Annotated in this window: 21 protein-coding genes and 1 pseudogene; 4 read left to right on the top strand and 18 right to left on the bottom strand. The window is 40.4% G+C overall.

Annotation, left to right across the window (positions count from 1 at the left end):
• Positions 1–13 precede the first annotated feature (13 nt).
• The 3 genes from EGX73_RS08475 to EGX73_RS08465 form a co-directional block, all read right to left on the bottom strand.
• Positions 14–724 carry an MgtC/SapB family protein gene (locus EGX73_RS08475; protein ID WP_005471648.1) on the bottom strand — a complete coding sequence of 237 codons (711 nt, stop codon included), beginning with the start codon at positions 722–724 and terminating at the stop codon, positions 14–16.
• Between the two features lie 227 nt (positions 725–951).
• Complete coding sequence (nagB, locus tag EGX73_RS08470) at positions 952–1,653, bottom strand: glucosamine-6-phosphate deaminase (protein ID WP_003127396.1); 702 nt, start codon at positions 1,651–1,653, stop codon at positions 952–954.
• 122 nt (positions 1,654–1,775) lie between these two features.
• Entirely contained in the window at positions 1,776–2,390 is a 615-nt protein-coding gene (locus EGX73_RS08465; RefSeq protein ID WP_123866878.1) for a LysM domain-containing protein, read from the bottom strand.
• Positions 2,391–2,632: 242 nt separating this feature from the next.
• On the opposite strand from EGX73_RS08465, the gene EGX73_RS08460 reads away from it, so the two are divergent.
• The 3 genes and pseudogenes from EGX73_RS08460 (at position 2,633) to EGX73_RS08450 (ending at position 4,358) form a co-directional block, all read left to right on the top strand.
• Entirely contained in the window at positions 2,633–3,019 is a 387-nt protein-coding gene (locus EGX73_RS08460) for a YxeA family protein (RefSeq protein ID WP_081132075.1), read from the top strand.
• A 352-nt stretch (positions 3,020–3,371) separates the two neighbouring features.
• Positions 3,372–3,739: pseudogene (locus tag EGX73_RS16220) on the top strand (hypothetical protein).
• Between the two features lie 436 nt (positions 3,740–4,175).
• Complete coding sequence (locus EGX73_RS08450) at positions 4,176–4,358, top strand: hypothetical protein (protein WP_029487242.1); 183 nt, start codon at positions 4,176–4,178, stop codon at positions 4,356–4,358.
• A gap of 897 nt (positions 4,359–5,255) precedes the next feature.
• On the opposite strand, the gene EGX73_RS08445 is transcribed toward EGX73_RS08450, so the two are convergent.
• The 4 genes from EGX73_RS08445 to EGX73_RS08430 all read right to left on the bottom strand — a co-directional run bounded on the left by EGX73_RS08445 (position 5,256) and on the right by EGX73_RS08430 (position 9,176).
• Positions 5,256–5,519, bottom strand: coding sequence for a type B 50S ribosomal protein L31 (locus tag EGX73_RS08445; protein WP_005228304.1), 264 nt, complete (start codon positions 5,517–5,519; stop codon positions 5,256–5,258).
• 99 nt (positions 5,520–5,618) lie between these two features.
• On the bottom strand, positions 5,619–6,914 hold the full coding sequence (gene rho / locus EGX73_RS08440; protein ID WP_003127377.1) for a transcription termination factor Rho: 1,296 nt from the start codon (positions 6,912–6,914) through the stop codon (positions 5,619–5,621).
• A gap of 2 nt (positions 6,915–6,916) precedes the next feature.
• Positions 6,917–8,176, bottom strand: coding sequence for a UDP-N-acetylglucosamine 1-carboxyvinyltransferase (locus EGX73_RS08435; RefSeq protein ID WP_003127375.1), 1,260 nt, complete (start codon positions 8,174–8,176; stop codon positions 6,917–6,919).
• Positions 8,177–8,306: 130 nt separating this feature from the next.
• Positions 8,307–9,176: a class II fructose-bisphosphate aldolase gene (locus EGX73_RS08430; RefSeq protein WP_003127374.1), complete on the bottom strand. Its 870-nt coding sequence runs from the start codon at positions 9,174–9,176 to the stop codon at positions 8,307–8,309.
• Positions 9,177–9,564: 388 nt separating this feature from the next.
• Here EGX73_RS08430 and EGX73_RS08425 point away from each other — a divergent pair, with 388 nt between their 5' ends.
• Positions 9,565–10,023 carry a YehR family lipoprotein gene (locus EGX73_RS08425; RefSeq protein WP_003127373.1) on the top strand — a complete coding sequence of 153 codons (459 nt, stop codon included), beginning with the start codon at positions 9,565–9,567 and terminating at the stop codon, positions 10,021–10,023.
• A gap of 368 nt (positions 10,024–10,391) precedes the next feature.
• On the opposite strand, the gene EGX73_RS08420 is transcribed toward EGX73_RS08425, so the two are convergent.
• The 11 genes from EGX73_RS08420 to EGX73_RS08370 all read right to left on the bottom strand — a co-directional run bounded on the left by EGX73_RS08420 (position 10,392) and on the right by EGX73_RS08370 (position 22,511).
• Positions 10,392–10,751: a PTS lactose/cellobiose transporter subunit IIA gene (locus EGX73_RS08420; RefSeq protein WP_003127372.1), complete on the bottom strand. Its 360-nt coding sequence runs from the start codon at positions 10,749–10,751 to the stop codon at positions 10,392–10,394.
• A gap of 1 nt (position 10,752) precedes the next feature.
• Positions 10,753–11,052 (bottom strand): PTS sugar transporter subunit IIB, encoded by a 300-nt coding sequence (locus EGX73_RS08415; protein ID WP_003127371.1) that lies wholly within the window; start codon positions 11,050–11,052, stop codon positions 10,753–10,755.
• Positions 11,053–11,097: 45 nt separating this feature from the next.
• Positions 11,098–12,348: a PTS sugar transporter subunit IIC gene (locus EGX73_RS08410; protein ID WP_003127370.1), complete on the bottom strand. Its 1,251-nt coding sequence runs from the start codon at positions 12,346–12,348 to the stop codon at positions 11,098–11,100.
• A 15-nt stretch (positions 12,349–12,363) separates the two neighbouring features.
• Positions 12,364–13,149 (bottom strand): tyrosine-protein phosphatase, encoded by a 786-nt coding sequence (locus EGX73_RS08405; RefSeq protein ID WP_003127369.1) that lies wholly within the window; start codon positions 13,147–13,149, stop codon positions 12,364–12,366.
• A gap of 3 nt (positions 13,150–13,152) precedes the next feature.
• Positions 13,153–15,030 (bottom strand): BglG family transcription antiterminator, encoded by a 1,878-nt coding sequence (locus tag EGX73_RS08400; RefSeq protein WP_123866877.1) that lies wholly within the window; start codon positions 15,028–15,030, stop codon positions 13,153–13,155.
• Positions 15,031–15,427: 397 nt separating this feature from the next.
• Positions 15,428–17,032 carry a CTP synthase gene (locus EGX73_RS08395; protein WP_003127367.1) on the bottom strand — a complete coding sequence of 535 codons (1,605 nt, stop codon included), beginning with the start codon at positions 17,030–17,032 and terminating at the stop codon, positions 15,428–15,430.
• 555 nt (positions 17,033–17,587) lie between these two features.
• Positions 17,588–18,928, bottom strand: coding sequence for a type I glutamate--ammonia ligase (gene glnA, locus EGX73_RS08390; protein WP_021149242.1), 1,341 nt, complete (start codon positions 18,926–18,928; stop codon positions 17,588–17,590).
• Between the two features lie 46 nt (positions 18,929–18,974).
• The gene (locus EGX73_RS08385) at positions 18,975–19,355 is read right to left on the bottom strand and encodes a MerR family transcriptional regulator (protein ID WP_003127364.1); all 381 of its coding nucleotides are present in this window, start codon (positions 19,353–19,355) and stop codon (positions 18,975–18,977) included.
• Positions 19,356–19,612: 257 nt separating this feature from the next.
• The gene (hflX, locus tag EGX73_RS08380) at positions 19,613–20,851 is read right to left on the bottom strand and encodes a GTPase HflX (RefSeq protein WP_003127363.1); all 1,239 of its coding nucleotides are present in this window, start codon (positions 20,849–20,851) and stop codon (positions 19,613–19,615) included.
• Entirely contained in the window at positions 20,848–21,768 is a 921-nt protein-coding gene (gene miaA, locus EGX73_RS08375) for a tRNA (adenosine(37)-N6)-dimethylallyltransferase MiaA (protein WP_005471628.1), read from the bottom strand. Before miaA ends, hflX begins: the two co-directional genes overlap by 4 nt.
• Entirely contained in the window at positions 21,768–22,511 is a 744-nt protein-coding gene (locus tag EGX73_RS08370; protein ID WP_005471627.1) for a glycerophosphodiester phosphodiesterase, read from the bottom strand. Before EGX73_RS08370 ends, miaA begins: the two co-directional genes overlap by 1 nt.
• Positions 22,512–22,628 lie beyond the last annotated feature (117 nt).

Below are 22,628 nucleotides of genomic sequence, written 5' to 3'. Positions count from 1 at the left end.
TGGCAGTACTTTTTTAACTAACATCAACCAACCGCAGCTTAGTGATATTTTTATAAACTGATAATTCTTCGATAACATCAGAGAAACTCAGCCCCCACGGTAAGTTGATCGTATAAATATTGGTATAGATCCGATAGTCTTCCATGAACTTCACATCAAAGTTGACATCTTCGATCACGATTTTTCGATCAAGAAAATACTCTGTCAAAAATTCCTTTGTTTCCGCACGATGAATGTATTGAATCTCCAATTTTTTGGCTGTCGGGACTCGCACAATTCGCTTGATCACCGTCAGTGCAAAAAAGATCCCGGCAAAACTAGTAATCGAAATCGCATAAAATCCCATGCCGATCGCAATCCCTAAGCCAGCAATCGCCCATAATGAAGCAGCTGTCGTCAATCCAGTTACCGAGCGTTTTGTCACGATAATCGTCCCGGCACCCAAAAAACCAACCCCACTTACCACTTGTGCGATCAATCGAGCTTCATCTGAACGAATGACCCCTGCGAGATCTGGATGATTCAACGCATCACGCATCGCCCCACTAGCGATCTCTACTTGGATCAGTGCAATGACACATGCCCCCATACAGACTAAAATATGGGTCCGTAATCCCGCTGGCCGACTTTTGTACTGTCGCTCAAAACCGATAGCGCCTCCCATGACCATTGCTAAAACGAGTCTAAGAATAATTTCTGGAATCGATAAGACCATATCAACCATTGAAACACCCCTTTTCAACTATACCATCTATTTTTAAAAATGAAAAAAGGAAGGTCCAAATTCCGCAACCCATCTTTAAGCTGCCTTCCATGAAAAATAAAAAAACCGAAGAATCATCGAAAATACCAACTTTTCATCCGACTGGATGAAATGGGGAAGTAGCTGGTTTTTCCGATGTTCATTCGGATTTTGTCGATTAGATTGGACGCTCTGCCAACTAATTGATGTTAAAGATTGGCTGCCGCTGCTTCATCCACGATGACTGTGACATCTGGATGATTTTGCAAAGCAGATGCAGGCAGATCCGTCGTTACCGGACCTTCAATCATCCCTTGGATTGCGTCCGCTTTAGCTGGTCCAAAGGCCATCAAAATAATTTTTTTACCTTTCAAAATTGAACCGATGCCCATTGAGATTGCAGTAGTGGGTACATCTTCTACCTTGTCAAAATAGCGTTTGTTGGCATTGATCGTTGATTCAGTCAAATCAACGACTGATGTTGTGCCATCAAAAGATGCCCCAGGTTCATTGAAGCCAATGTGACCGTTCTGACCAATTCCTAAGATTTGGATGTCAACTGGATGTTCCGCGATCACTTCATCGTATCGTTTGCATTCCGCTTGCAAATCTTCGGCTTTTCCATTCGGTACAAAGGTTTCCTTGAATGGTTTTTTGTCAAATAAATGAGCATTCATAAAGTGGCGATAACTTTGATCATCTTCGCCGCCAAGTCCGACATATTCATCTAAATTAACAGAAGTCATGTTTGAAAAATCGACATCGCTAGCTGTCATCTCTGCATACAATGTTTCTGGCGTACTGCCTGTCGCCAATCCAAGAACTTTAGCGCCGTTTTCAACGCCTTGCTGAATCAATTCAAATGCCTTTTTTCCACCTTCAGCTGCATCTTTCACGCGAATAATTTCCATGATACGCTCCTCATTTCATTTTGGTATAGTCCAATGATACCACACTCTCATTTTTTTGACAAGAATTAGTCTAGACCATAACAAAAAAACAGCTGCATATTTCATGCAGCTGTTTTTGCTGATTACCAGTTTGTGTAAACGTCGATTCCGCTGTGACCAACGCCTGTATCATAGACTTTGTAGGCACCCAAAGAAGATTGCCCTGTTGAGCCTTTGGCTTGATTGTCACTAGCTACAACGATATAACCATCTGCATCACGGATCGTTCCGTCAGCGGCAACATGTCGGCCAGGAATATTTAAGCCGCCACCAGCTAATACTTTTTGTGAATAATAAGATTCTCTGACACCATTATAGTAATTGATACCGTCCACTGGATTCAAGACTCCTGAACCAGTACTTGGTGTACTTGCAGCGCTAGTGCCAGCAGCGTTTGATTGTGTAGCTGCCGGCGCAGTTTCAGTTTGCGCTTGCGCTGTTTCTGTCGTTTCTTGCGCGCGTGTCATCGGTTGTGCATCACTAAAAATCAGCAATGTTTCGCCATCAAAAATCAAATTAGGGTCTTGAATGGATTCATTCAATGCTAAAAGGTCATCCACTGTCGTACCATATTCAGTTGCTAATCCTGACAGTGTGTCTCCTGGAGCAACCACATGGGTTTGTTCCTCTGCAGATGCAACAGTGCCTCCGATAAATAAACCTAGTCCTGCAACAGCTGTGAATACAAATTTTTTCAAATGAAAAAACCTCTCTTTTTGTGTATTTGTACCTCTCCCCAGGCACAAATAAAAGATTAACATTACAATATTGCAAAATGATTTCAATTCTATTTTCTTCTATCACAATTCCTCGACAGAAAATTACAGCTATATTTTCATGTAAATAATCAAAAGCTTACAATAGTGTTATCTTTTTCAATGAATTTTTTAAGCTAGTCCGTGTTATAGTCGTCTCAGCAAAAAAGAAATGAGGGTTAATTATGAAAAAAATGATGCTTGCTCTTCTTGTAGTCGCACTTGGTGTAGGAGGCTATTTTAGTTATAAATACTATTCTGAGACCTATCAAGGAGTCACTGTCTATGCACGCACACCAAAAGAAACACCTGAAAGGAAACAAACAGTAGACGGTTCAGGAAAAAAAATCGAAGGCTATTCTTCTTATAAATATACGTTTGAATTTGTTAAAGAAAATGGCGAAAGACAAGAAATGACCTATGAATTGTCTGGTGAAGATATCCAGCCTTATGCTCCTAACACACTAGTTAAAGCAGAGATCAGTCAAAAACGTATCATCTCCGGACCGAATGAGGTCGCTGAAAAAGATGTGCCAGCTGATGTATTAAAAAAATTAAATGCACAAAAATAACAATTTTCATTGATAAAATTGATTTTTTTCAAAAACCAAAAACTTCTGAACTCAAGAGTAACTGTCTTCTCCACTCTGCTTTCAGGAGTTTTTTTATTTATACATTGTTTTAATAATAATATTCAATCCCTCTTATAACCTTATTGTGACGGGGTTTATCAAGGTGCATTCCTCCGTGACAGAAAATCACCGCAATTTTCCTCAGTCTGTAAACCAAGATTTCATTTCTTAAACAAAAACAATCATGCCTAATGCTCGAACCATTGAAATAACAAATCCTACTGTTGACCTCTGAATAAAAATTTGCTAAATTATTTTCTGCCTTTTGGTAATTTTTTTTAGGAGTGTGAATATGCCTTTTGTTGTATATTTTTTTCTTTATTAATCATTTATATCCCTTTTCCCACAGCACTTTTGTTCTTTCAACAGCTTGCCGAACAACATGATACCATCACGGCTTTAAACAAACTATTATTACTTTTTTGTGTCCTACGCGATTATTACATCAGCTATCATCTACTAAAAAGATGCCAAGTAAAAGCGAGTAGTTATCTTATCTTGATTCTCATGAATCTTGGTGAATTACTCGTACATATCTACCTTTACCAGCGTTACGGAACTGTCAATTTAACGATTATCTTACTTTTTCAACTCTTTCTATTGTTCTGTATGTTTGTTTTTCCTTGCTTCAAAAAATTTAGATGTTACATATTTGAATAAACAAAGGTTTATTGATTACTTGATGAGTAGTGAAGAAACTTTTAATTCCAGTAGTTTCTTCACTTTTTTGTTTTAACAGTTGTTTGAAAAAAATAGAACCATCCAATTGTAAGAAAACTCGAAAAAAGAGTTCGATAACTTGTGGGACTGAATTATCTTTTACTAATAGGCCTAAAGCCCTATATATTTTTAGAAAGTTATAATTTAAACTAATCTAAAAAGGATGTGTGAATATGTTAAAAGTATTAATCTTTTGCATAGCCGTAGCTATAATCATTGCCCTGTATTCGAATAAAAATCGCTCGAAGAAATAGAAGTTCTTTCTATTTCTTTTTTATTTCGTCGGATAGTGAAATTATTTATTTCGACTTTCTTTGGCATTATTTTTTCACATTGAAAATAAAGTATGATATGCTGTTCGAAAGGAGTGAGCACTTTGAAAAGAAAAACTAGTTTCTACCTTTACCTGCTAGCCGCTTGTGTAAACTTTATAGCAGCTTTTTTATTTTTAGCTTCAATTGGTGCCATTCCAAAAATTGCAGGGCTTTTATTTTTTGCAAGCTTTTGTGTCCACCTAATACGAGCAATTAAACTTAAAAAATCTGAAAAGCAAAACTGATTCTGATTTCATCTCGTTAGTTGCCTGATTTGGTGAATAACTGATTAAGTATCAATTTTTTTTGATATTATTTATTTATCATAGTATTCTTTTTATAGAGGTGATTATATGAAAAAGAATAGTGCTTGGTTAAAACCTTGGAAAATTATGTTGATTGTTCTCGCTTTTTTTGCTGGTTCCTTTATTGCAAAAATGGTCTTTTCTTTATTTTTTGTACACATGTAATAACTTTGATCCGCCCATAATCCTTACTAAAAGAGCGATTTCTTTTAATGAGGCCGTAAAGTATTCAAATGGTTTGGTGTATCCTTAGCAGTCTTTTTTTTATTCTCGCTTTCGCTACTTACGAAGTTGACAAGAAGAAGTAAACAGATTACATCAACAAAAGGTAACTCTTGAGTTGCCTTTTTATTTTTTCAGATCAGAATAGTTAATTGCGATGATCATCTCTTTTAATAGAAAAATATTTGGTGAATCGACTATTTTCATTTGAACTTACTTTCATCCAATAACAACATCTAACAGACTACAAGATTTGTTCAGAATATTCAGACTAAAGTATCGATTATTGCTTTATCCTTATGGATGTTATTATGACAAAAATACACGAATAAAAATGGCTCAACCGCCTATATATTTCAAACTTATTTGAGAACTGATCCAGTGACTGGAAAATAAAAAAAAAGAAAACTCATCGAGGTTTCAAAACTCGGCAAGAAGCTACAGCTTGATTGGTCTCATTTAACTCTATAAACAATATATGCGACTATCATTTTCGATAGAAATGTACCATTTGATCATTTTTTCAATTGGCATTCATCTTCAAAAAAGAGATGTCTCCAGTGAAGGAAAACATCTCTAAATCGTTGATAAACCAACGTTCTAACCTTGTTAGAATTATTCCGCAGCGTTCGCGTCTTTGAGACCGTATTTTTTGTTGAAACGGTCCACACGTCCATCTGCTTGTGTGAATTTTTGACGTCCAGTGTAGAATGGATGTGAATCAGATGTTACTTCGACACGGATCAATGGATACGTGTTGCCATCTTCCCACTCAACAGTTTCTTGTGAATTCTTTGTTGAACCTGATAAGAATTTGAAACCAGTAGTTGAGTCCATGAATACAACTGGATGATAATCTGGATGGATATCTTGTTTCATTTCTTCTTCTCTCCTTTGCCCTGGTCCATTTGCTGTACCAGAGTTGATTTGTCGATTTTACAACATGACTATCTTACCATGTTTCGTTTTTCGATGCAATTATCTTTTTAGATTTCTTTTTGGCCGTTTATCGCCAAAATGTACGTCATGAAAAGCAGACAAGAAATCCGCATTGGTTTTTGTTTTTCTTAAAAACTGTAGGAATTGTTCCGTGAATTCTAATGAGTCACCAGTCATATTATTGCGCAAGCGCCAAGTCTCTTCTAATTGTTCGCTGCTCATCAAGAGCTCTTCTTTTCTGGTACCGGATTTCTTGATATCGATGGCTGGGAAAATACGACGCTCGGCTAAACTGCGAGAGAGCTGCAGTTCCATGTTTCCGGTTCCTTTGAACTCTTCGTAGATAACATCATCCATTCGGCTGCCGGTATCAACTAACGCAGTGGCTAAAATCGTCAGACTGCCACCTTCTTCGATATTCCGAGCAGCTCCGAAAAATTTCTTCGGTTTGTATAATGCGGCTGGATCGATCCCGCCACTCAATGTACGGCCGCTTGGTGGCACGACTAAGTTATAGGCACGCGCTAAACGCGTGATACTATCCATCAGTATCACAACATCACGCTTGTCTTCAACTAAACGCATGGCACGCTCCAAAACCAATTCAGAGACCCGAGTATGGTTGCTAGGCTGCAGATCAAAGGTCGAAGAAACAACATCTCCTTTGACACTTCGTTCCAAATCCGTCACTTCTTCCGGGCGTTCATCAATCAATAAGACGATCAACTCTACATCCGGGTGATTGTCAGTAATCCCGTTAGCGATTTCTTTTAATATACTAGTCTTCCCGGCTTTCGGCGGGGCAACGATCAATCCCCGTTGACCAAAGCCAACCGGCGCCAGCATGTCGATCATCCGTGTTGACAGACGACCAGGGGTAGTTTCCAATTTCAAATGACGATTCGGATAAAGCGGCGTCAATGCAGGGAAGTGCGGTCGTTCTTTTGCTTCTTCCGGATCTTTGCCATTCACAGATTCTACATGCATCAAACCATAATAACGTTCTGACTCTTTTGGCGGTCTCGCTTTCCCCGCTACTTTGTCGCCATTTCGCAAACTGAAGCGGCGAATCTGAGAAGAAGAAATATAGATATCTTCTGCACTGGGGCCATAATTGATTGGACGCAAAAAGCCATAACCTTCCTGTCCAACGATATCAAGGATACCTTCCATATAAAAGAAACCCTGTTTTTCTGCTTGGGCCCGAATAACAGCCAGTGATAATTCTTTTTTGTTCATTTGGCTGTAATAAGGAATTCGAAATTCTTTGGCAAACGTGTAGATTTCTTTTAGCGTTTTGTTCTCCAGTTCTGCCATTGTTAGATAGTCGCTCATAGTTACTCCTCTACCATTTGAATGTCAGCCCCTAAGGCTGTAAGTTTATCGATTATATGATCATATCCCCGTAAAATATATTCGACATTGAAGACTGTGGTGGTTCCCGTAGCCATCAGTCCAGCAATTACTAAACAAGCTCCTGCTCGCAAGTCTGATGCAACGACTTCTGCGCCATGAAGCTGGCTCGGTCCGTTGAGCAAGATCAAATTGCCTTCCGTTGTTGCTTGCGCACCCATCCGTGCAAGTTCTGGTATGTGATTGACACGTTTTGCATAGATTGTATCCAAAATTTCTGACGTGCCATTTGCTTTCAAAAGTAAGGGAGTGATCGGTTGTTGCAAGTCGGTAGCAAAACCAGGGTATGGGTATGTTTTTACATTGGCTGGCTTTAAATCTTTCGATGGATAAACATAGATTTCATCTTCACTGATATCCATGCGCACACCAATTTCTTCTAATTTAGCGATGTAGCTTTCAAGATGCTCATAAATGACATTTTTGATGGTGATTCCTTCACCGGCTGCTGCCGCCAAAGAAAGATAAGTGCCTGCTTCAATCCGATCGGGAATGATCGAATGGCGGCAACCGTGTAATTCTTGGACGCCTTCAATGCGGATCTCGTTGGTGCCTGCCCCACGGATCTTGGCTCCCATGTTGTTCAGCAAAGTTGCCACATCAATGATCTCAGGTTCGCGAGCGGCATTTTCGATGATCGTCTTGCCTTTAGCTTTGACAGCTGCCAACATGACATTGATCGTCGCTCCGATAGATACCATATCCAAGAAAATCCGTTCTCCGGCAAGCCCCGCTTCACTTGTACGCAAATACATCGCACCATGCTCATTCGTAACCGTAGCCCCTAACGCCTCGAATCCCTTGATATGCAGATCGATCGGACGAGGACCTAGGAAACAGCCGCCAGGTAAGCCCACGACTCCTTCACCGAACTTGCCTAACAATGCGCCCATGAAATAATAAGAAGCGCGTAAACTATTGATTTTGCCGCTTGGCATCGGAATCGAAACGATCTCGGTTGGATCGATCGTCAGTGTGTTTTCTTCAAAGTGCGTTTGAACACCCATAATTTCTAAAATTTCAATCAATGAGTGCACGTCTTGAATATCCGGCACCCCTTCTAATACGACAGGAGAATCAGCCAAAATCGCCGCAGGAATCAACGCTACTGCACTATTTTTTGCCCCGCTGATCGTCACTTCTCCTTTTAAGGGACGATTGCCTTGAATGACAATTTTTTTCATCTATATCCACCTATACTTTAGAGTTTGTGTGTATCATGCCAATTTTAGCATAGAACAGACAAAGAAAAAAGCAGGATTTCCCCACAAAAAAAGAACGATCACTTGTGATCGTTCTTTTGAACTGAAAGAATTAAGCTTTACCAGCTGAACCGAACCAGTCAATGTGTTCTTCTGCATCTTTGATGATTGCAGCTTTACCTGGTGCCAATAGTTTACGAGGGTCAAAACCTTTACCTTCTTGGTCTTTACCAGCTTCGATATATTCACGTGTTGCTTTTGCGAATGACAATTGGAATTCAGTATTTACGTTTACTTTAGAAACACCCATTGAAATTGCTTTTTCGATTTGTTCTTGAGGAATACCAGAACCACCGTGTAATACTAAAGGAACATCAGAACCTACAGCATCAGCGATTGCTTGTAAGTGGTCAAAAGCAAGTCCTTGCCAGTTTTCTGGGTATTGTCCATGAATGTTACCAATTCCGCAAGCTAGGTAATCAATACCAGTTGCAACCATTTGTTTACATTCTTCGATGTCTGCTAATTCACCAGCTCCGATGATGCCATCTTCTTCACCACCGATTGAACCAACTTCACATTCAACAGAAACGCCTTTAGCATGTGCTTTTTCAACAACTTCTTTAGCCAATTTCAAGTTTTCTTCGAATGGTAAATGAGAACCATCGAACATAACTGAAGTATAGCCAACTTCGATACATTCCATTGCTGCATCGTAGTCACCATGGTCTAAGTGAATCGCAACTGGAACAGTGATGTTCATTGATTCAACTAGATCACAGATAAGATCTTTAGCAAGTTTGTATCCGCCCATGTATTTTGCAGCACCCATAGAAGTTTGAATAAGAACTGGCGCTTTTTTCGCTTCAGCAGCTTCTAAAATCGCTTGAGTCCATTCTAAGTTATTTGTATTGAATCCACCTACTGCATATCCGCCTTGACGAGCAGCTTTTAAGAATTCAGCTCCTGATACTACTGGCATAAAAAATTCCTCCTAAGTTTTAAAAAACTTTATTTGTTAAGCAATGCTTAACCGACACTGCTATTTTAGCAAACATTTGCAGTATTTGCTACTAAAAGATGTAATTCTCTTTTCAATAAAAGATTGCACAAATTAAAAATTCTTTGCTTTTCATTTTCTTTTCTGAAAAAACTTTGTGAAACTAGCCTCTCGTCTTACATTTGTTTGCATACAATAACAAGAATACTTCTGAAAATTCGAGAAAAAATTCACGAACTTTTTCAACAATTTATCATTTTCCCGCTGACGATATGGATTGCCTATCGGACAAAGAAAGACTATTTGTTTTTGAGCATATGAATAGCTCTTGCAGGTGGAGTATACTATCATGAAAAAAAGGAGGGATAGAATGAAAAAAACAGTAGTGGGATTTATAGCGTTGTTGGGTATATTCTTTTTAGCAAGTTGCGGAGCAAATGGAGCGAGTCAAAAAACCAAGACATTCACGAATGAACAAAACGGAGTTCAAATGGAGTTGGTCTTCAATTACGAAGGTGACGAAGTGAAAAAGCAAACCGCCAACAATATCATGCCTTATTCTTCTGTTGGCGTATCTACGAAAGAGGAAGCAAAACAATTATTGGATCCGATCGCCAAACAGTATCAGGCAATCAAGGGTATCGATTATTCGCTTGATTACGGAGAAGATGCAGCAACCGAATCATTGACGATCGATTACAGTAATTTAGACTACGATGCGGCAAAGCAATTGCCAGGGGTCACATTTGAAGGTGATACTTCAAATGGCATCAGCATGGAACGAACGGAAAAAATGTTACTAGACCAAGGGTATACCTTGAAAAAATAAACTATTCCTTTGAGAAACGAGCGAATGTGGAATGGTCCTAGAAAGATCATCCCTACTGGCCCCTGAAAAAGGGGCTTTTTTAATGAAAACCAGCTTTCCCCCGTTTCTTCTTAACGGAAGAAATGGGGGAGCTGTTCTTCGTATGTTTCTTTTGCTTTTTTACTTCTTTGAACGAGTCCATGCATCCCATCCTCTCAAAGAGATAGTGCCATTTGCTTTGGTAATCCACTTTTCTTGCCTGCTCCGTTTTGAGACCAGCTTTTTTTATCTTTTTTCCTAGAAAAATGTTCCACCTGCCATAGACCAAGAAAAGACGTCCACGATTTCACTCGAATCGTCTCATCGTAGACGTCTTTCTTCTTTGATTGTTATTCTTTTGTGTTCAATGAAGAAATATGCTGATCAATCATCTGCTTTAGCCCATTTACTTCTTCATAAAGTAAATTGAACTCTTTGGCCAACTCACTCATAATATCTGCACTCATTAACAAGTCCTCGGCGTGACTCAATAACAACGACATCCAAACTTTATCACCTTGTGCTTCTTGCTGTACCAATTGCCGATGAGCAATATGCGCTTTGTGATAATGACTCTTGCCACTTTCAATCGCAGATAGGGCCTCTTTTGTTTGCTCTTTTCGCATTTGTTGAATACTTTCGAAAAAGCAACTTCTTGCCATCCCAGCTTCGGAAATAATTTGAAAACAAATTTGTTCTTTTTCTTCCATCTTACTCTCCTATCAATTCCAGCGCTTGTTCTAGTGCTTTTTGTCCGTCCATCATACCGTAAGTTCGCATATCAATAGAAGCTGTTGGGCAAGCCACTAACCCTTGAACTTCTGCTAAACGATAAGAAACCTGTGGACCTAATAACACACAATCTGCATCTTTAGCCACACTAGCTACCGATTCGATTGAAAATGCGTCAATCGATACTGGAATAGCTTTTTTTTGAGCTGCTTGTTTCATATTATTTACTAAGACACCAGTAGACATTCCACCAGCACAAACTAAAACGATCTTTTTCATCTTAAATCCCCCACTTAATTTTAATTTATAGGCTGTCAGTACTTGTTATGCTTGCGCAATTTTTCCTTCTTCTGCCAGTGCTGCTTTATCTTGCCAGCGCATGAAAGGAATATAAATCAGCACGCATAACACAAATTGGATCAGCTGAGCGATAATCCCTTGCCAGCCATTCGTTAAGAAACCGCCAAAAATGATTGGAAATCCTGTTGGGATATTGACGCCATTATGATAAGGCATAAAGCCAACAATCGTTAATAAATAAGCTGATAAAACAGAAACAGCTGGTGTTACCATAAGTGGTATCAACATCCTTATGTTCATCACCTGCGGAATCCCAAATTTGATTGGCTCTGAGATTCCAAACATAGAAGGAATCAATCCAATTTTCCCAACAGCTTTGAGCTGTTCTGATTTGCAACTGAAAATGGCTAATAAAGCTACTGCAAAGGAACGAGCGCCGCGATTGTTGAGTATAAAACCAATGGTAAACAAATGTGGCAATGGTTGGCCAGCACTATAGGCAGCCAAGTTGTCTAGCATAGGTTGATAAAAGACCAGCATCAACACTGGATAGACAGCTAATACACCATGGATACCGAAAAACCATAGGAATTCAATAAATGCCACAATAATCATGCAAGCAAACACATTGGCACCCAATAAGGTTAGCGGTGCTTGAACCCACGTGTAGATCATATCTGTTAACGTTCCATATGGAGTAGCTGCTATTACAACATAAATAATCCCCATGATCGTGGAAACAATCACTCCAGGAACGATTGCAGCAAAGGACTTATTGACAATTGGTGGGACTGAGTCTGGCATTTTGATTGTCAGATTCTTTTCCACACATAGAATATAAATCCTTGCACCTAGTATCCCGCCGAACATTGCAACGAACATTCCACTAGAACCCAGCGTCGAAAACTCGATCACTTTGGTCTCTTCGAATGTTGCGATGGGACTTAAAATCAAGAATGAAACTAAACTCATAATGCCAGCGTTTAATTGATCTGCATTCAAATGTTCCGCCAGTTTATAGCCAACTAAGAAGGCAACATAGACGGAAATGACATCGATGGTCATCGCATTGATTTGTGTCAACAATGATTTAAGACCTATTTGATCCATTATTTGTTGTGTATTGCCAATATCGATGGCATTGATTAAAGAAGCAATCGAACTGATCATCATAATCGGCATTAACCCCATCATGGCATTAGAGATCGCTTTCATATAAACATTATTTTGCACCTTAATTGCTCCCGCCAACACCTTATTCTTAAACGTATTCATAATATCCTCCTATCCTTAATTTTGTAAGTATTTTTCTCTTAACAAGCGGATTTTTTGTTGGGAAAAACCAAGTTTGTTGACCACATAGCCCTCAACTCCACCATAAGCTCCGATTCGCGCCAATGCATTCTGCAAAAAATGACGATCAGCTTCTTTAAAATAGCGCATCGCCTGAACAAAATCGGGATTATCGGTCTCTTGAAGCAACAGCTGCAGGCTTTTCTCATTTTTTTCTTTTTTGTATACATTGGTTAAGAGATAGTCATGCATCACATCTGCTTCACTGACGCCAAGTAGTAATTGAATGAGAGCGACGCCATAACCAGTGCGATCTTTCCCTCCACGGCAATGTTGGACGATTGCCCCCTCTTCAGCTAAGTGAATTTCTAAGACTTCTCTATAAACGTCTTGACACTGTTTATTTTCAACAAATTCTTCATTCTGACGGATCATTAATTCTTTTGCCAGAGCCGCCGTCATTTTTTGGGGAGAAAGTGCACTTTCTTCATCATGTTCAGAAGAAGCTAGGGCAGCAATATCCGCAATGGGTGTCAAATAAAGAATCTCTGCATTACCGATCGGCCGATCTTCATTATTCAGTCTTTCCTTTTTATTTCGATAATCAATGATCTTACTGATTCCAAGTTGTACTAACTTTTCTTGATCTGCAGCTGTAATCTTGCTTAATTCATCAGAACGATAGAGTCGCCCACGTATGAGACGCTTTCCTTCTTTGTTACGGTAGCCGCCAAAATCGCGAAAATTGTATGCTCCTGATAGTTTGATTTTTTTGTCTGTCATAATCTACTCCTTTAAGTGATGGATAAATGTGATGAAGTCATTCGTCGCAATCAGTTCGTTCACTTTCTCAGATGATGTACATATTTTGATCAAATGATCGTTTAGCGACTTAGCCTTTAAATGGTCTTGCTCAGCAATGACTAGTAAGAAGACCAAACGAACCGATTGTTTATACCAAAATATTGGTTTCTTCAAATGGGCAACAGCAATCACTGTTTCCGATCCAATCAATACATTGGGGTGTGGAAAAGCAACCATCGGCAAGAAACCGGTTCCAAAAAAAGCTTCTCGTTCAAATACCAAAGCTTCAAAATTATTTGGCATCTGATATTGTTCGTTAATGCAATGACATAAAAAATGCAGCACTTCTTCTTTTGTTTCAAAGTCTTGGTCACAAATAAACAGCGGTTCCTTAAAGAAGGTCAAAAGTTTTTCAACGGTAAAAACAGTCGACAGTGCATCAGCTATTTTTTTGATCATTTCAGGCCGCATAAAATAGTCAAAACTCATTACAGGAATGGTTCCTTCATAAGGTAGATCGATTGATGAAAAGATAAAATCAAAGTCTTGTTCTTTTAGGAACTGAGCAAATTCATATTGATTACAAACCGTTACTTCTTTAATGTAATTTCGGAAATAGAATTCAAACTTTTCTTTTAAAAATGCATTGGCTGCTCTCCCCAGATCGTTTACAACTAAAATATACTTACGCTGCGTTTGTGAACTCTTCTTATTCAGGGCGACATCAAAGTGCATGGCTAAATAGCTAAGTTCATGATCGCTGATACGCTTATTGAAATGCGCAACGATTACTTGACCAGCAATAATAGCTAAATCGTATCCTACATTGCAATGGACTTTTACGTCATCTAACAGCGGGTTTTTCAGCTCAATTCCTAATTCGATTCGATCAATCAAAGGAACAAAGTGAAGCATCAGCATCGTCTGTAAGTCCAAATCTTGACTGAAGTCAATTTGTCTTCGGTTTTTGATTTTTTTTAGAACTTGCCTCACTAAGTCCGAAACTTCCTCTGAGACAACGTTTTTTTCATTTTTGGGAATGACCCGTTTCCCCACGATCTGACCAAGCACATAATTTCGCTCACATTCTGTAAAAAGAACACCGCATTCTTCTTCGATCCGCTTGACGATTCGCTTGCCTAATAATGATTGTTCAGCATTGGTTCTTCCTCCAATAGGCAGATTGCGATCCAAGTAGCGGCCGCTTTGCATTCGCATTACAGCGATTGCTAGGTGATTGACTAAGTTCGTCACTATAGCTTCTGAAATCGGATAGGCTTTTTGAGAAAACTCAGCTAAAATGATTGCTTGAATCTGTCGATGCAACTGCGATGGCGTCCCTTCACTAGAAGGTAATTGATGCAGTTGTTTAAGGTGTGTCTTTTGCAGATAATTGCTTGCCATAAAGCGACGTAAGTCGAATTCACTGCCGCAAAGCTTCATGCCGTAGTAAGGCTTTGTTTGGATGGATAAATTATAATGGCTTAAAATCCGTCGCAGTTTTTTGAGTTCTTGAGATAACTTGCTTTGTGAGATAAATAAGCGTTCACATAATAATTCTGACTTGATGTATTCGTCTTCTTGGACGAAGTACTCAATGATTTGTGTCACAAAATCTTCTTGAGGTGTGTTTTCTAAGCTACGTTGAAATAATTCATGATTGATTATTTGTAAAAACAAGCCACTTCCTTTCTTCCCTTGAATCACACAGCCATAAAGCGATTGGCTTTGATTGATTTTCTCCACATATCTACGAACTGTTTTCGTACTGACACCTACTTTTGCAGCGATCTCTTTGGTTGTCATAAACCCGTCTTGCTCTGAAAGAGCCCTGATCAACAATAAGCTTATTTTTTCCATCTTTCTCTCCCTCATTAATTAGTTTAGAGTCTATTGTAGTCAACCTCCATAGGTATATGGTCCCTTTTATTAGGGTCAATTTCTACAAGAAGTTTTATCTTTAATAGTTAGGAGTAGCTGAAAAGGCGTATCACTTCGGATGCTACTAAAAAAAGCACTAGCACTGGCTAGAACGGAAACACCCTTCAAAAGTTAACCCAAAAAACTAACTTTTGAAGGGTGTTTTATGAGAACGTTCCTTTATAAATGGGTCGAGTGATCCTGACTATATTTCCCCCACATTTATTTAGAGCGTACTCTTATGCTTAAAAAAAGGCTGTAGGCCTCCCTTTTCCGGGACATTGCCTACAACCTGAAACCAGCTCAACAGCTGGTTTTTAATCTGGTACTATATGTGTTACCCACGATTGTCTAATGATGCACCAACAAATGCTTTGATCAATCGTTGTGGACGTGTTGGTCGTGAAATCAATTCGGGATGGAATTGGCAACCCACAAAGAATTTATTTTCTGGAATCTCAACGATTTCAACTAAGCGATTGTCTGGTGAGACACCTGAGAAGACCATACCTTCTGCTTCAAAGATTTCGCGGTATTTATTATTGAATTCATAACGGTGACGATGACGTTCTTGTACGACTTCTTCTCCTTCATAGGCTGCAGCTGTTTTCGTTCCTTTTTTGACTTTACATGGATACAAGCCTAAACGTAGCGTACCGCCTAAGTTTTCAATATTTTCTTGATCTGCCATCAAATCAATGATGTTGTTTGCTGTATCGGGATCAGTTTCTGCCGAATTCGCATTTTCTAACCCAACGACATTGCGGGCAAATTCCACGCAGGCCATTTGCATTCCCAGACAAATCCCTAGGAATGGGACATCATTTTCACGAGCATACCGAATCGCTTCGATCTTGCCTTCGATTCCACGATCGCCAAAACCGCCGGGAACTAAGATACCGTCTGCATCCTGTAAGTATTCGGCAACATTGTCTTTCGTTAATTCATGGGCTTTGATCCAATCGATCGTAATGTCGGCATCATAAGCAAAACCAGAATGTTTCAATGCTTCAACAACAGACAGATACGCATCTGGCAATTCCACATATTTCCCTACCAATGCAATGCGGACTTTCTTTTTCAAGTTCAATACTTTTTCCTCTAATGCTTGCCATTCTGTCATATCAGCTACTGGCGCATTCAATTTCAAGTGATCACAAACGATTTGATCCATTCCTTGTGCTTGTAAAGCCAATGGGATCGAATAGAGTGTTTCTACATCTCGGGATTCGATAACCGCTTCAGGTGCAACATCACAAAATTGGGCCAATTTGTTTTTTGTTGATTGGGACACAGGTTGTTCAGTCCGAACCACTAGGATATTTGGTTGGATACCCAATCCTCGCAACTCTTTTACACTGTGTTGCGTTGGTTTGGTTTTCATTTCACCCGCTGCCTTTAAGTAAGGAATCAACGTTGTATGAATGTACATCACATTGTCCGAACCAACGTCAGCTTTCATTTGGCGCAACGCTTCTAGAAACGGCAACGACTCGATGTCGCCAACGGTTCCGCCGACTTCAGTGATGATGACATCTGAATCGGTCATTTTTGCTGCCCGCATGATTTTTTCTTTGATTTCATTGGTGATGTGCGGAATTACTTGGACAGTTGCTCCTAAGTATTCCCCTTTACGTTCTTTGCGCAAAACTTCTGAATAGATTTTTCCAGTCGTTACATTTGAGTATTTGTTCAAGTTGATGTCGATGAAACGTTCATAATGGCCTAAGTCCAAATCTGTTTCTGCACCATCATCGGTCACGAATACCTCACCATGTTGGTATGGGCTCATCGTTCCTGGATCAACATTGATGTAAGGATCAAACTTTTGGATCGTTACTTTTAAGCCACGATTCTTCAATAAGCGTCCTAGTGATGCTGCCACAATACCTTTACCGATCGAAGAAACCACACCGCCGGTTACAAAAATATATTTTGTCATAAACTGAAAAACTCCTTTTAAACTATTTTGCAGGAAAAGTACTTAGAAAATAAGAAAAGCTCCCTATCCATAAATGAATAGGGAGCGAAAATTCTAAATCACTTTCTGACTCTTTTTCAAGAGTGCCCAAACAGAATGATACAATCTTGCCTAGCAAAAGTCAAGCAAACTTTTCTCGAATCCTTTCTGGATGCGGATACATCGAAAAATCGCTGATTTCGATGAACATTCAATCGCTAAACTTCTTTCTTACTTTCTTAATGGATTCTTTGGGTCTGCTTGTCATAATGATTCTTGTAGAGGAAGCTCGGTGCTTTACTTGTTTTGTTACAAATGATCAGAAATCGTTTTCTTATCATTTTTGCGAAAACAAGGTGCAGGTTCGATTCCTGTCTTCTACTTTGAATAGATAACAGAACAAAACCGCTAGATTGGTTTTCTCTAGCGGTTTCTTTTTTTGTATCGGTTGTCACAGACGCTTCAATAGATTCTAAGGACCATCTTCCAATGACTTATTCGTTTGTTGCCTCTGCAGATCGAACGACTAGTAATTGATTAGTACAATTCAAGGTACTGCTCGCGTTCCCACTCAGAAACTGTTTGACGGAAAGCGGCCCATTCCAAACGTTTGGCTTCCACAAAGTTCGCAAAAATGTGTTTGCCCAATGCATCGATCATCACGTCATCTTTACGCAATTCTTTGATCGCATTGTGGATCGTTGATGGCAGGTCTTCGATTTGTGCTTCTGCACGTTCTTCTTCATTCATCACATAAATGTTGCGGTCCACTGCAGGCGGCGGTGTCAACTCACGACGGATACCATCTAAACCGGCTTGCAGCAAGACAGCCATTGCCAAATACGGATTAGCGGATGGATCAACGGAGCGCAATTCTAACCGGGTGGACAAGCCGCGAGATTCAGGAACACGAATCAGTGGTGAACGGTTGCGTCCTGACCAAGCAACATAAACCGGTGCTTCGTAACCTGGGACCAGACGTTTGTAAGAATTGACTGTTGGGTTGCAGACTGCTGTATAAGCACGGGCATGTTCAATCAAACCGGCTAGGAAATGATACGCCGTTTGGCTCAACTGCATTGGTCCTTCTTCATCAAAGAAGACATTTTCTTTTCCATTGAACAAGGACATATTGCAGTGCATACCTGACCCATTGATGCCATATAATGGTTTTGGCATAAATGTCGCATGCAAACCGTGTTTGCGGGCAATCGTTTTGACAACTAATTTGAAAGTTTGGATGTTATCGCACGCTTCTACCGCATCGGCATATTTAAAGTCGATTTCGTGCTGGCCTGGTGCTACTTCGTGGTGGGAGGCTTCTACTTCAAAACCAAGGCTTTCTAATTCTAATACGATATCGCGGCGGCAGTTCTCACCTAAGTCAGTCGGTGCAAAATCAAAATAGCCGCCTTTGTCATTTAGGTCTGTTGTGATTTCGCCATCTTCATCTAATTTGAAAAGGAAAAATTCCGGTTCAGGCCCAAGATTGAAAGAAGTAAAACCTAGAGATTCCATATCTGATAGTGACCGTTTTAAATTGCCGCGAGGATCGCCAGCAAATGGCGTGCCATCAGGGTTGTAGATATCACAAATCAAACGAGCGACTTTGCCATGCTCACTTTCCCATGGGAAAATCATCCAAGTAGATAAATCTGGGTAAAGGTACATATCACTTTCTTCAATCCGTACGAATCCTTCAATGGAGGAGCCATCGAACATCATTTTGTTCTCAAGTACTTTTTCCAATTGGCTAACTGGTACTTCTACATTTTTGATCGTTCCCAAGATGTCAGTAAACATCAAGCGCAAGAAACGTACATTCTCGTCTTTAACGATTTGTTTGATATCTTCGGCTGTTCTTTCAATTTTCGGCATAATATCCCTTCCTTTGACCTTTATTCTTTCGTGCCACAACATTGATCTACATTAGCGGACCTTTTTGTTGGAATGGCTGTTGTTGATTCAGACCACCTTGCGCTAGGAGTTCGTCATAAAAGATTCGACGAACATCTTCGTCAGTCAGTGGCGGTTTGTTCTTTGCTTCTTGTTCTTTGGCAATTTTCATCTCGTACACACGTTTGATCCCAGCCATATTCAAACCATCTGACAGATAGTCTTTGATTTCTAATAGCGTATCGATATCATTTAATGAATACATGCGTCGATTACCATCACTGCGTTCTGGATGGATCAGTTCTTGTTCTTCATAGTAACGAATTTGACGAGCCGTCAGATCCGTTAGTTTCATCACTGTTCCAATCGGAAAGACAGACATCGAACGCCGCAACTCTTTTTCCCGCATAACGTGGCGCCTCCCTCATTTAGATGATCCTGCATAACTTAATTGAAACTATACCAATTGTTTTTTCCACTGTCAACCCTTCATGTAAGAAAAAGTGACATAGACATTTATTTTTTTCTGTTTGGCAGAACAATCACTAGAAAACCATCCTTTTACTGGTCGAATGAAAAAAATTTCCAGTGGTAATCACTGAAAAAAAACTGCGTGCAGGTATTAGAATTCCCTACACACAGCTCGACCACTTCATTTCCTGAGCGTTACTCTTCAATTGTTGGATAGATCCCGGCAGAACCTGGCAATGCAAAACCTTTTAGGTGATAGGTTTGATCTTCCTCGTCAAAGTCATTGGTAAGCAAGAGTGTTTCCCGCTTCAAACGGCTCAATCGCTTGCCTTCATTGGCAGCTAAAACGGTTTGATAAGGCTGCATGATTTGCATGAGTTCCATTTTAATTGCTTGGATCAGTTGTTCTTTCCCTTTACTGCTCTTGGCAGAAATCAAAACATTGGGGAACAGCGTCGGCACAAATTGTTCTGGATCAATGCGATCAGCTTTATTATAGATCGTCAGAACTGGGACTTGCGTCAATGATAGTTCTTCCATCAATGCTAAAACTGTTTTTTCTTGCTGTTGCCGATCATGAGAACCAGCATCAACCACATGCAGCAGCAGATCCATATTTTGACTCTCTTCTAATGTAGAATGAAAGGCATCGATCAATTGTGTCGGCAGTTCTTGAATAAAGCCGACAGTATCGGTAACGGTCACTTCCAATCCTTCCGGCAACCGCCAACGCTTTGTCAAAGGATCTAACGTCGCAAACAGTTGGTCTTGCTCATAGGTATCCGCACTAGTCAATAAATTCAAAATCGTTGATTTCCCAGCATTGGTATACCCGATCAAACCGATCTGAAAGACTTGACTGTCGCGGCGTTTCTGACGGGTACGATCACGATGAGCAGCGACTTCCTTCAACTCTCGTTTAATGATCGTGATCCGATTACGGATATGGCGTCGATCCGTCTCCAGTTTGGTTTCTCCTGGTCCTCTCGTTCCAATACCGCCCCCCAGACGGGACATATTTTTCCCTTGTCCGATCAATCGAGGCAGCAAATAATCTAATTGTGCCAGCTCTACTTGCAGTTTTCCTTCTTTTGAACGAGCGCGCATAGCAAAGATATCTAAAATCAATTGGACACGATCAATAACTGGCGCCCCTAATTCTTCACCAATCAACTGGCTTTGTCGGGGTGTCAATTCATGATTGAAAATCACCAAATCAGCTTCATGGGCATCCACTAACTGTTGCAGTTCCGCCAATTTTCCTTTTCCGATCACTGTTTGCCGATCAACTTGCGGCCGTTTTTGGATCAGTGAAAAAATCACCTCTCCGTTTGCTGTTTTGGTCAAACTTTTCAATTCATTCATTGAGGACGCAAAGGTCGAATAATTTCGTTCTGTTTCTACGCCAACAAGGATTACGCGTTCTTGTGTCATTCCTTCTCCTCCAACCATTGGTCGATCGCTTTTTCGATCGAAGATACGTCCTCAGGATGCTGGACAAGATCGACCCATCTAGGAGCGAGACGATTCTTGAACCAAGTCAGTTGCCGTTTGGCGTACCTGCGAGACTGTTGTTTGATTTGTGCGACCGTTTCTTCTAATGAACATGTACCGGCAAAATAAGGGGCAAATTCTTTGTACCCGATTCCTTTTGCTGCTTGGGTCTCAGGATGGATCAGCACCTGTTGTGCTTCCGCAACCAAACCTGCTTCCACCATTTGATCGACTCGCTGATCAATACGCTGATACAACAACTGTCGGTCTGTGGAAAGCCCAATCATAAAATAATCGTATACCGCTTCCGGTGCAGTAGTCGGGGCTGCAATGCTTATTCCCGTTGTTTCCAAGACTTCCAACGCGCGGATCACTTTACGTTCATTGTTGTAATGGATCTTTGCTGCGGCTAAAGGATCTAATACCTGCAACTTTTGCCATAGTGCTTCTTTGCCAATTCTTGCTGCTTCTTGCTGGTAGCGCTGCCGAACGGAAGGATCACTTTCCTCAGCGGCTCCTAATTGATAGTCATAGAGTAAAGCCTGGATGTACAATCCGGTTCCCCCTGCTACGATAGGCAGATGACCTCGTTGATGGGTGGCCGTGATCAACTCACGGGCTTCTTTTTGAAATTCTGCCACAGAATAGGATTCATGGCTGTCGCGAATATCGATCAGATGATGAGGGATTCCTTGCATTTCTGCAGCTGTTACCTTGGCTGTCCCAATATCTAAGCCACGATAGATCTGCATGGAGTCGCCGCTGATCACTTCTCCCTGATACTTTTTCGCCAGTTCGATGCTTAAGGCCGTTTTTCCAACCGCAGTCGGTCCGACTACCACAATCACTTTTTCCATCAATGAGCTTCCTCCTGAACCTTCCTTTGGACTTCCCGGACTCGCTCAGGAAAATTGGTAATAATTCCCGTGACCCCTACTGCAAGACAGTGACGAATTTCTGCTTCTGTATCGACTGTCCAAGGACGAATGGCAATCGGATAATCCGCGATCTGTTCCTCATGTTTCTTGACCCACTCATAGGCAGGATGAATCCCTTCAATGTAAGGGCGCGACAATGCTAACGGAGGTTTCGCCTCCGATTTTCCCATAATAAAGTCAAAGGTTGCTTGCGGTTCAATCGCATACAATCGATCCAATGTGTCAACATTGAATGAACAATACCAATGAGTAAAGGGCCAGCTTTGACTGGCTAACAATTCAGATACTTTCTTTTCGATCCCTTGATACTCGTAATGGTCTGTTTTCAATTCAATCGTTAAAATACCACGATAATTCTTTGCTGCTAAAAGATCGAGGACTTCCTTCAACGTCGGCACTTTTGTGGCGGCATAATCTTCTGAGAACCAGCTGCCGGCATTCAATTCTTTTAGTTCTGTCAGCGTTTTATCACAAATTCGGCCTTTGCCGTTCGTAGTGCGATCGACTGTTTCATCATGCATTACGATCAGGTGACCATCCTTTGATAGATGAACATCTAGTTCAATGATATCGGCTTTGACCCGAACTGCTTCTGCAAAGGCTGGTAACGTGTTCTCTGGACGGTCTCCACTACTGCCACGATGGGCAACGATTTGTACCATTTGTTTCACTCCAATCTTTTTCTATTTTACCACGGAACCCCATAGAACCAAACTCCTACTCCTTGTGCCATCCTCATTTTCTAAAGGCATCGCTAGGATTTGTATATATCAGAGAAT

The organism is Enterococcus sp. FDAARGOS_553, from assembly GCF_003812305.1.
GTDB classification, from domain to species: Bacteria; Bacillota; Bacilli; order Lactobacillales; family Enterococcaceae; genus Enterococcus_D; species Enterococcus_D gallinarum.
This window is presented reverse-complemented; position numbering and strand designations above follow the sequence as displayed.